The sequence below is a fragment of the Methylophaga sp. UBA1464 genome, from assembly GCF_002325665.1.
GTDB lineage: Bacteria > Pseudomonadota > Gammaproteobacteria > Nitrosococcales > Methylophagaceae > Methylophaga.
Window position 1 is genome coordinate 39,072 of record NZ_DCSO01000090.1, and the last position, 11,213, is coordinate 50,284.

The 11,213-nt window shown below is 45.2% G+C and carries 7 protein-coding genes and 1 pseudogene (1 of these 8 only partly in view); 5 read left to right on the forward strand and 3 right to left on the reverse strand.

Annotated elements, in window-relative coordinates:
- Positions 1-253: 253 nt before the first annotated feature.
- Positions 254-1,711, forward strand: coding sequence for a catalase (locus B3O33_RS12245; protein WP_292360901.1), 1,458 nt, complete (start codon positions 254-256; stop codon positions 1,709-1,711).
- Positions 1,712-1,775: 64 nt separating this feature from the next.
- Positions 1,776-2,246: a Dps family protein gene (locus B3O33_RS12250; protein WP_292360899.1), complete on the forward strand. Its 471-nt coding sequence runs from the start codon at positions 1,776-1,778 to the stop codon at positions 2,244-2,246.
- A gap of 74 nt (positions 2,247-2,320) precedes the next feature.
- Here the strand turns inward: B3O33_RS12250 and B3O33_RS12255 are convergent, their stop codons facing one another.
- From B3O33_RS12255 to B3O33_RS12265, 3 genes are all read right to left on the reverse strand, one after another.
- A complete protein-coding gene (locus B3O33_RS12255) occupies positions 2,321-3,772 on the reverse strand; it encodes an aldehyde dehydrogenase family protein (protein ID WP_292360897.1) in 1,452 nt (483 codons plus the stop codon).
- Between the two features lie 9 nt (positions 3,773-3,781).
- Positions 3,782-5,422 carry an acetolactate synthase large subunit gene (locus tag B3O33_RS12260; protein ID WP_292360895.1) on the reverse strand — a complete coding sequence of 547 codons (1,641 nt, stop codon included), beginning with the start codon at positions 5,420-5,422 and terminating at the stop codon, positions 3,782-3,784.
- Positions 5,423-5,555: 133 nt separating this feature from the next.
- A complete protein-coding gene (locus B3O33_RS12265; RefSeq protein ID WP_292363717.1) occupies positions 5,556-6,437 on the reverse strand; it encodes an OmpA family protein in 882 nt (293 codons plus the stop codon).
- Between the two features lie 198 nt (positions 6,438-6,635).
- On the opposite strand from B3O33_RS12265, the gene B3O33_RS12270 reads away from it, so the two are divergent.
- The 3 genes and pseudogenes from B3O33_RS12270 to B3O33_RS12280 form a co-directional block, all read left to right on the forward strand.
- Complete coding sequence (locus B3O33_RS12270) at positions 6,636-9,599, forward strand: bifunctional diguanylate cyclase/phosphodiesterase (protein ID WP_292363718.1); 2,964 nt, start codon at positions 6,636-6,638, stop codon at positions 9,597-9,599.
- Between the two features lie 62 nt (positions 9,600-9,661).
- On the forward strand, positions 9,662-10,150 hold the full coding sequence (locus B3O33_RS12275) for a hypothetical protein (RefSeq protein WP_292360889.1): 489 nt from the start codon (positions 9,662-9,664) through the stop codon (positions 10,148-10,150).
- Positions 10,151-10,327: 177 nt separating this feature from the next.
- Positions 10,328-11,213, forward strand: a pseudogene (locus B3O33_RS12280) (VTT domain-containing protein) (it continues 1,196 nt past the right edge of the window).

The window sequence follows — 11,213 nt, forward strand, 5'->3', positions numbered from 1 at the left end:
TGTGGAAGTATTATTTGCATAGTTGTGCCGGTTTTTTCCGATCCAAGCAAGGGCAATTGTGGCAGCTGGTGCTAAGTAAACATGGCCGGGATGGGGAATATCTCTCTTTACGCTGAAAAGTTTAAAAATATATAAATCGGAACAAGCGATTAATTTAATAGAAATTATTTGTTTTACCAATGCTCCGGTTTAGCCTATAGTGATTTTAAAGCTCACGGAGATGAGTTTTTATCGCCTATTAAGGAGGCCGAGCATGGCAGACAAACAAAAACTCACCACAATCGGTGGTGCACCGGTTGTAGATAATCAGAACAGTATGACGGCAGGTCCTCGTGGTCCGTTGCTTATGCAGGATGTCTGGTTTCTGGAAAAAATGGCTCACTTTGATCGTGAAGTTATTCCAGAACGACGAATGCATGCCAAAGGTTCTGGAGCTTTTGGTACATTCACTGTTACTAACGATATTTCACACTATACCCGCGCTAAGATTTTCTCCGCAGTTGGAAAGAAAACCGAGCTATTTGCCCGTTTTTCAACCGTTGCCGGCGAGAGAGGAGCGGCGGATGCCGAACGTGATATCCGCGGTTTTGCCGTCAAGTTCTATACCGAAGAAGGTAACTGGGATATGGTCGGCAATAATACTCCGGTATTCTTTCTACGAGATCCATTGAAGTTTCCGGATCTGAATCATGCTGTTAAACGTGATCCCAGGACCAACATGCGTAGTGCCCAGAATAATTGGGATTTCTGGACTTTGCTTCCAGAAGCATTACATCAGGTCACGATTGTGATGAGTGATCGCGGCTTACCGAAAAGCTATCGACATATGCACGGCTTTGGCAGTCATACCTATAGTTTTATTAATGCCAATAACGAACGTTTCTGGGTGAAATTTCATTTTAAATGTTTGCAAGGAATTGAGAACCTGACCGACGAAGAAGCCGCAAAAGTAGTCGGGGACGATCGTGAAAGTCATCAGAAGGATCTGTTTGAAGCGATTGAGCGTACAGACTATCCACGCTGGGAACTGAAAGTCCAGGTTATGCCGGAGAAAGATGCGGATACTTACCATATCCATCCTTTTGATTTAACCAAGGTCTGGCCACATAAAGACTATCCATTGATTGATGTTGGTGTGATGGAGCTTAATCGTAACCCGGAAAACTATCATGCAGATGTTGAGCAATCAGCATTTAGCCCAGCAAATGTGGTGCCGGGAATCAGCTTTTCACCCGATAAAATGCTTCATGGACGGTTGTTTTCCTATGGTGATGCCCATAGATACAGATTAGGGGTGAATCATCATCAGATTCCGGTGAATGCTGCACGTTGTCCGGTAAACAGTTTTCATCGTGATGGCGCAATGCGTGTGGATGGAAACTATGGTGCAACCAAAGGTTACGAGCCTAACAGCTATGGTGACTGGCAGGAGCAACCGGATTTCAGTGAGCCGCCTTTAGCCATTAACGGTGCGGCAGATCACTGGAACTTTAGAGAAGATGATGATGACTACTATTCACAGCCCGGTAATCTGTTCCGTTTGATGACACCTGAAAAGCAGCAAGTATTGTTTGAGAATACGGCTCGGGCAATTGATGGGGCAGATATGGAAGTAAAAAAACGTCATATTCGCAATTGTCTGAAAGCTGATCCCGCTTATGGTAAGGGTGTTGCTGATGCCATCGGTATTTCGCTGAATGATTTGAACTAAACACAGATGGATTATGGTCGCCGTGTTTTACGGCCGACGTCGAATTTTATCAGGAGGTAAATGTATGAGTTCTATTGATATTGGAATTAATAAAAAAGACAGAGAAAAGGTAGCGGAAGGCCTGAAGAAGCTGCTTGCCGACACCTACACTTTGTACCTGCAGACCCACAACTTCCATTGGAACGTAACAGGGCCACGCTTTCGTGAACTGCATTTGATGTTTGAAGAGCATTACATTGAACTGGCAACCGCCGTTGATGATATTGCGGAACGAATCAGAACACTGGGGGTCTCAGCTCCTGGTACTTATAAAGCATTTGCTGAATTGAGTTCTATCAAAGAAAAAGACGGTGTGCCTGATGCGAAGGAAATGACAGAAATTCTGACGCATAACCACGAATTAGTGGTCAAAACCTGCCGTGAAGTCTTGAAACTGGCAGAAGCAGCAGATGATGAATCTTCATTGGCTCTGGTTTCAGACCGTATGCGAATTCATGAAAAGACGGCCTGGATGTTACGAGCGATGTCTCAATAATAAGTACTTCTCTCTCCCTCTTTTAAGACCGCCTTATGGCGGTCTTTTTTTGTCTGACATTTTTGCTATAAAATTTACGGAATGCTTTTTGATGTCAGCACAATCATCTTGTCTATCTGCATATCCTCCATGCTATAAGCAATGCCACCTGTGCCATGGCCCGAATGTTTCAAGCCTGAAAATGGCATCCAGTCAACACGGAATGCCGTGTGTTCATTAATCATCACCGCAGACGCATCCAGCCGCTCTGCGACATACATTGCATTATCAATATTCTGGCTGTAGACCGCAGCCTGGAAGGCAAAATCCAGACTATTGGCATCGGCGATAGCCTGATCAACTTCCTGATAAGGATAGATACAGACCACAGGCCCGAAAATTTCATTTTTCGATACTTTGGCATCTGCTGGTGGATCAAACAGTACGGTTGTGGCATAACAGTTATTATCCAGCGCTTCACCTCCCGATAATAATTCTGCGCCTTGGTTAACCGCTTCCTGTACCCACTCGTGCACCCGGGACACCTCATTTTTACGAATGAGTGGACCAATTTCCGTTTGATCGGATAACGGATCACCAATCTGCATCTTATTGCCTGCGGCCGCTAATTTTTCGGCTAAATCACGGGCAATAGAGTGATGAGCAAAAATACGTTGTACTGAGACACATACCTGACCAGCATGATAGAAACTGCCTTTGGCCAGGCCAGGAATAGCCGCATCAAGGTCAGCTTTTTCATCGACAATCACCGGCGCAACGCCCCCATGCTCCAAGGCACAACGTGTTCCAGCCGCCAGTTTTGAACGTAAATACCAGCCCACTTTGGCACTGCCGATAAAACTCAAGAAGGCAACCCGGTTATCAGTGGCTAATTGTTCTGCCACCTGATGATTCTCTGTTAATAAAGCCTGACACCATTCTGCAGGCAAACCTGCCTGATGGAATATATCCACCAGACGGAAACAGGATAGTGGTGTGTTTTCAGCTGGCTTGACGATAACCGGGCATCCTGCGGCAATTGCGGGCCCCACCTGATGGGCAATCAGGTTTAACGGATGGTTAAAGGCGCTGATGGCAACGACTACACCTATCGGTTCTTTATGCAACATGGTTAAACGATGCTGTGAAGCCGCATTTACGCCCATGGGAACAGGATGAGACGTCTGATGGCGCAGTGTATCCATGCAATGTCGAATACTGTCGATACAGCGCACCATTTCAACTTTGGAGTCGATCAAGGGTTTGCCGCCTTCTTCAGCAGCACCTCTGGCCAGCGCATCTGCCTGCTGCTGCATTAATCCGAGGGATTTTTCCAGAATAGCCAGACGCTCAGGGACTGAAAGCCATTTGGTTCTGTCAGTGAATAAATTATGTGCTGTTTGCAGAGCCGTTTCGACGGCATCGCTGTCTGCGACATCAGCCGTGGCAATAAGCTGATCATTATAGGGGTTGGTCACATCAATCTGTGCCCATTGCCTGGTTTTTACTCCGGGTAAGCTCAGGGCGAAATGAGGTGCGGTAGACATAAAGCTTCCTTATAAAATACAGATTTTTTGTTTCAAACCTTCATTGAGAATTGAGTGATTGAGCGAATAATCGATGGCCACATCGATCAGGTGCACGCCGGGAGTGTTAATTGCTTCACGCAGCATCTTATCGAATTCAATATAGCTGGAGGGCCGATGACCAATGGCGCCATAACTGTCAGCATATTTAACAAAGTCAGGATTATTAAAATTTAAACCAAAGTCTTTAAACCCCATGCCCTGTTGTTTCCACTTGATCATGCCATAGGCATTATCGTTCAGAATTATCACAACCAGATCCAGCTTAAGACGAACCGCAGTTTCCATTTCCTGTGAATTCATCATAAAGCCGCCATCACCACAGACCGCAACGACTTTACGTTCCGGATGCAGTAATTTGGCTAGCATTGCTGTGGGTAATCCGGCGCCCATGGTGGCCAATGCGTTATCAAGTAAAAGTGTATTGTTCTCATAACATTGATAATTACGGGCAAACCAGATTTTATAAAGCCCGTTATCCAGCGCCAGAATATCTTTCTCGCCAAGCGCCGCACGAATTGTAGTCACAGCGCTTTGTGGCAATATCGGAAAGCGATCATCATCGCTATACAAACCAAGACGTTGCTGGACTTCCTGTTTGACGCGATAGAAATAAGAAAAATCCCAGTTAGACTGCGGTGACAAAGCATCTGATATACGGTTGATGGAAGTCGCGATGTCACCCACCACATCCAGTTGTGGAAAATAGACCGGATCGACTTCTGCCGGGAGAAAATTAATGTGAATTACCAGTGCACCACCGTCTTTCATGAAAAAAGGCGGTTTTTCCACTTCATCATGACCGACATTGATAATCAAATCAGCCCGATCTATTGCACAGTGCAGATAATCTGATTCAGATAATGCTGCTGTACCAAGATAACTGTCATGACGTTCGTCAATAACACCTTTACCCAGTTGTGTATTAAAAAACGGAATACCGGTTTTTTCGACAAAACGAGTCAGGGCTTTGCTTGCCCGTTTGCGATTTGCCCCGGCACCAATCAGTAACAATGGCATATTGGCTTTACGGATCATCTCCAATGCATCTTTAATCGCGGTGTTATCGGCATCAGGGCGACGAATATTTTCCAGTGCATAAATACGGTCCTGCACTTCTTCTGCAGCGATATCTTCTGGTAGTTCTATATGCACCGCACCAGGTCTTTCCTGTACTGCAATACGGCAGGCTTCACGAACCACAGCACCAATTGTGTTGCCATGCACCACCTGTTTGGTGAACTTGGTAATGGGTCGCATCATGTTGACGATATCAACAATCTGAAATAATGCCTGTTTACTGGCCTTAATCGGTTTTTGTCCGGTGATGATCAGCATAGGCATACCACCTAACTGAGCATAGGCGGCGGGGGTAATCAGATTTGTCGCCCCTGGTCCCAGGGTCGATAAACAAACACCGGGCTTACCCGTCAACCTGCCATAGTTGGCAGCCATGAATCCTGCACCCTGTTCATGTCGGGTAATGATCAGTTTTATTGAAGAATGTTGCAGTGAATCAAGGAAATCGAGGTTTTCTTCACCGGGGATACCGAAAATGTATTCTACCCCTTCGTTTTCTAATGCTTTAACCATCAGATCAGATGTTTTCATGGAGGTCCTCTGAGTTGGCGTAAAAATCATCGCGCCTTTGCAAGAGCTTGTTATCTTTCAGCTTGCAACAGAGTTGGAGATGAAAGACAGACAAGCCTAGTTTGTACCATAAATAATCGGGGCATCACAGCCCTTATTGAGTGAGGACAGCTATTTCCACCCTTCGGTTGCGTGCTCGACCGGAATCAGTGTCATTTTCTGTAATTGGGCGTGTGTCAGCATAACCTTCAACACGGAATCGGTCAGCTTGATATTCGGGATAACGCAATAATTCATGTACGACGGAAGTTGCTCTGGAGCCAGATAATTCCCAGTTGGATCGGTACTGTTGTGTACTCAATGGACGATTATCAGTATGGCCGGAAACGACTAAAGGATCGTCAATATGGGATAATGCCTCGGCAATAGCCTTTAATACGGGCATAAAAGCGGGCTTTATGGTGGCCAGACCGGATGGAAAAGAGGCTTGTTCATCAATCGTAATGACCACTCGGTCTTCACGCGTTTCAACCTGTAGAATACCTTCATCAAGCTGCTCACGAAGCGCTTGCTTAATCTGCATGAGTTGACGTTGTTGTTTAGCGTGTAAATATAAATTCAGATCGTTGGTGTCGATAATGGGGTTATTGGGATCAGCCGTTTGCCTGACTTCCTCAATGACAGTGACATCAGAAGGATTGGGTGAAAAAGTCTGTTTGATTATGGACGTACCCATGGGGACAGGTTCAGGAATCTCCGGAGGCTCAACACCAAAAGCGTTATGCATTGATTGCGTTACCATTTTTAGACGAATAACATCAAGCTCTGACATCGACAATAACAACACAAAGAAACACAACAGCAAAGTCATCAAGTCTGCAAAGATCGCAATATAAGCTGGAAGCGCTTTACGTTTTAACATTCGAATTGAAGAACCCGGATTCAAATTTTGGTTTATCAATGCTCCGTCTCCCAGTTCATTAACAATTTCTGAATGAATAGGCGGAAATGAGCCAGTGTTTATACGGGGTTTCATTGTTACCGTAACTCTCTGATAAATCAAGATTTGAGGAACTAAAGCTGTTTAATGCTAGCCTGAAGAAGATGCTGATGGATGTGACAGGTAACACAGTGTTAAACAATTTGTTCTTATAGCCTGTAAATACTGTAATAATTTCGATCCGACCAACCAACTTCAATCTGTTGCTGTGCACTGGTCATCCATGGATTTTAAATGCGACATTTAATAGCGACTAAACTGGTTTTTAATAGCATGATCGCCATCATCGCTCTGCTCATCTTTTCAGCAGCGATTTATATTGACTATGTTATTCAGGATAGATACAGCAATGCTTTACAGGCAAAGACCCAGCAGAAGCTAAGTCAATATCACAATAATCTGGTGACAAACTTACAAAACCACATTCAAATTATCCGGGGGCTGCCGGGTTTATTTGCCGTTAATCCGGAGTTGACTCAGGAACAGTTCGAAGTCGCCATGAGCCATCTGATTGGCGAACATACTCAGTTACGCAATATCGCTGCCGCTCCGGATATGGTGATTCGCTACATGTATCCAGTGGCAGGAAATGAACAGGCTATAGGACTGGATTACCGTCAGGAACCTACCCAAGCTGCGGCAGCCGAACGCGCCAGGGTGAGCCGGAATTTAGTGCTTGCGGGTCCGCTTGAACTTAAACAAGGCGGCACTGGATTGATCACCCGGATACCCGTGTATCTGCTTGATGATCAACAGCAAGAATATTTTTGGGGCATTATTTCGGCCGTTATTGACGTTGATGCTTTTTTTGAAGCGTCTGGATTAAATGCGGCAGATTTACCGATTGAGATGGCCATTCGGGGTAAAGATGGGTTGGGTGAGCAAGGTGAGGTGTTTTTCGGTGAAGAAGCTTTATTTGATAATGCAAGGTTAACGATGCCACTTGCCTTGCCAGAGGGGCACTGGGTCTTGGTGGGACAGCCAAAGGGAGGTTGGAAAGGTGGCCTGGGTGACGTGAAGCAATCCCGAATCCTGCTATTTTGTATTGCCATAGCTATTTTCGCGTTATTGACAGCCTTTGTGCGATTTATGTTTTCAGCATCAATGGCAAATCTAAAATTCAGACAGGTAATTGAATCTTCACCCATCCCCTACATTTTGGTGGGAAAAGAGCGGAAAGTCAGTTTTATCAACCCGGCGTTTACTGAGCTTTATGGCTATACGCTGGATGATTTACCCACGCTGGCTTTGTGGTGGGAGAAAACGAATGTCAGTAAGGACTATTTAAAAACGGTAAATGAATGGTGGTCTGCCAATCCAGAGCATAAGTTGTTACCTAATTCCTCATTGGAAGTGAGCATTTACTGCCTGGATGGCAGTGAGCGTGTTGCATTGCTTTCAGTTTCACCATTACATGATGCGGTAAATAATGAATTACTGCTTGTTTTCTACGATATAACCACACGTAAACAGGCTGAGCAGAAAATCCATTTTTCAGAGCAGATTTTCAGGCAGGCACATGAAGGAATTGTGGTTACCGATACAAAAAGTCGGATTTTAGAAGTGAATCCGGCCTTTACCGAAATAACCGGTTATACCATGCAAGAGGCGTTGCAAGGCACCCCGGCAATGTTGAAATCCGGTAAACATAACAATGATTTTTTTCAGCAAATGTGGCACAGCCTGGAAAATCAGGGGTACTGGCAGGGAGAAGTCTGGAATCGCCATAAAGAAGGACATTTATATGCGCTGCTTCTGACCATTACAGCGATGACCAATCCTCAGGGGGATAAACAATTTTATGTAGGTTTGTTTTCGGATATTACCCAATCTAAAACCCAGCAGGAAAAGCTGGAATTAATGGCACATTATGATGTGCTCACGCATTTACCCAATCGGGTATTGTTTGCTGACAGGTACAGTCAGGCTGTGGCCCATAGTCAGCGCTTAGGCACATGGGTTGGGGTTTGTTTTCTGGATTTGGATGATTTCAAGCCGGTGAATGATACTCACGGCCATAACATTGGTGATTTATTACTGATTGACGTGGCAGACCGATTGCGGGCAAGTGTCAGGGAAGAAGACACCATTTCCCGCTTTGGTGGGGACGAGTTTGCTATTTTGTTCAGAGATATCAGTTCCTACGAGCAATGTGAGCAATTACTGACCAGATTACATCAGACGTTGGCTGAGCCGTATTGGATAGATAATCAACGCATCGTTATCAGTGCCTCCAGCGGTATTGCTTTATATCCCATGGATAATGTTGATTTAGACACACTGTTGCGTCATGCAGATCAGGCAATGTATCAGGCTAAAATCACCGGACGCAATACATTCAGACTGTTTAACCCTGAATTAAATCAACAGGTTATGCAGAAGCATCATGTTGTTCATCGTTTACGTGAAGCCCTGTTAAATAATGAGTTTGTATTGCATTATCAACCGGAAATAAATATGAAAACCGGCGAAATCATCGCGGTTGAAGCATTGATTCGCTGGCAGCATCCTGAAAGTGGTTTGCTTTACCCTAATGAGTTTCTGTCTGTCGTGGAAGGCAGTGATCTGGAATTTGATTTGGGTCTGTGGGTCGTTGAGTCGGCGCTGAGTCAGTTGCAGCAATGGCAGCAGGCGGGATTAAATCTTGTGGTGAGTGTCAATATTGCAGCCAACCATCTGCATGCGATAAATTTTATTCAATCCTTACAGCAGATCTTAAGTCGTTATCCGGATATCAAGCCCTCGTCTTTGCAACTGGAAATTCTGGAAAGCAGTACATTGGGAGATGTGCATACGCTGAGCCGTATTATCGATGAATGCCGGCATCAGGTGGGGGTACAGATAGCATTGGATGATTTTGGTACCGGTTATTCTTCGTTGACTCATCTGCGGCATCTGGCAGCAAACTCGGTCAAAATTGACCAGAGTTTTGTTCGTGATATGTTAGAGGATCCCAGTGATTACAATATTGTCGATGGTGTGATCAGTCTGGCTAAAGCCTTTAATCGCCAGGTTATCGCGGAAGGGGTGGAAACCATTGAACATGGACTGATGTTGCTGTCTATGGGCTGTGAGTTGGCACAAGGCTATCAGATAGCCCGCCCCATGCCGGCCGAAGATATTTTAGTATGGTGCCAGGAGTTTCAATTGGAGCCAGTCTGGCAAAAACAGGTATCAAAAACTGACCCTTTTCCCTGATGAGATGCTGAGCAGCCACCCAAAAATAACCTCATAACATTACTTTGAATCTGGAGCTTTCCATGTTTCGTTATCCTGTCAGCGGCCTTTTCGCTATTTTGATTCTGGTGACATTTGTTAATGGCTGTGCTTCACGATCACAGAGCAATTATTTTCGTGATGAAGTGGGGGAAGTCATGGCCGTTGAAGATGTCTGGATTGTCTCATCCCGTATGGTCAAAATTGAAGGGCTCGGAGAAAACCGACCCGGCTGGGGAGCGGCGGTCGGAGCAACTGTGGCCGGTTCAACTGCATACGGTATTACCCAGGCGGATAACCCTGCCGGCGTGGCGATTACCATCATTGCACTAGTCGGTGGTGCATTGGCGGGTCAGTTTATTGATGAGAAGATAAAATCCCAGCTGGGCGTGGAGTATATTCTGGATAAACCCAGTGGTGCCAAGTTTGCCGTGGTCCAGGCGGTAAAAAGTACTGATGAAATGTTACCTGCGAATACCCCCGCTTTATTGATGCGTGGTAAAAACGGCTACTATCGAATTATTCCCCAATAGCCATCTCAAAATTTAAATTAATTATTCCACTTGTCAGTTATTTCAAAAACTTTTAATCAGGCTCATCCGCCTTCATAAATATGAATTATTGAGATTAACCTGGGTCAATTTCTCTGGAATGTTGCTGTGATAGTCTTTGTTCGAACTTAATCTTCGGCTGGGAGTGCGCCCCAATTTATGGATGATAAGAAAATTATTCGCGTTGGTGAAAACTGCTGGCGTTCCCGTAATGCCAATAGAGCAGCGCTACTGGTTGATGGCGAAAATTATTTTGGTGCCCTGCATACAGCAATTATGCAGGCTCAATATGCCGTTTATATTCTTGCCTGGGATATTGATAGTCGACTGAGGCTGGTTCGCGGTGAAAAACAAACCGATGCTCCCGCCGAGTTAGGCGATTTGATTAATGCCGTTTTAGAGCAAAAGCCAGAATTAAATTTCTATATCCTGAACTGGGATTGGGCGATGCTGTATACCTTGGAAAGAGAATGGCTGCCATTATTCCGGCCCGGCTGGAAAAAACAGGATCGTTTGCATTATCAGCTGGATGGGGAATGTCCTTTCGGTGGATCTCAGCATCAAAAAATCGTCGTAATCGATGACAAAATCGCCTTTTGTGGCGGCATAGATCCCGGTAAGCACCGTTGGGACAGCAGTGATCATGCGCCTGAGGATAAGCGCCGTATAGATCCAGATAATGTGGCCTATCCACCTTTTCATGATATGCAGATGTTAGTTGATGGTGAAGCTGCTAAAAGTCTTGCTGAATTGGCCCGGGAACGTTGGTTGAAAGCAACGGGGCAACAGTTAACCCAGCCACCTCATTATGTTGAGGATATCTGGCCTCACTATATCAGGCCGGATTTTCAACAGGTCAATATTGCCATTTCACGTACTCAACCGGAATTTGAGGGGCAGCCGGAAATCACTGAAGTTGAAACCTTATATCTTGATGCTATCGCTGCCGCTGAAAAGCTTATCTATATCGAAAATCAATACTTTACCTCCTGGAAGGTCGCAGAGGTGTTGGCCCAGCGTTTAGCTGAAAGTGATGGGCCTGAAG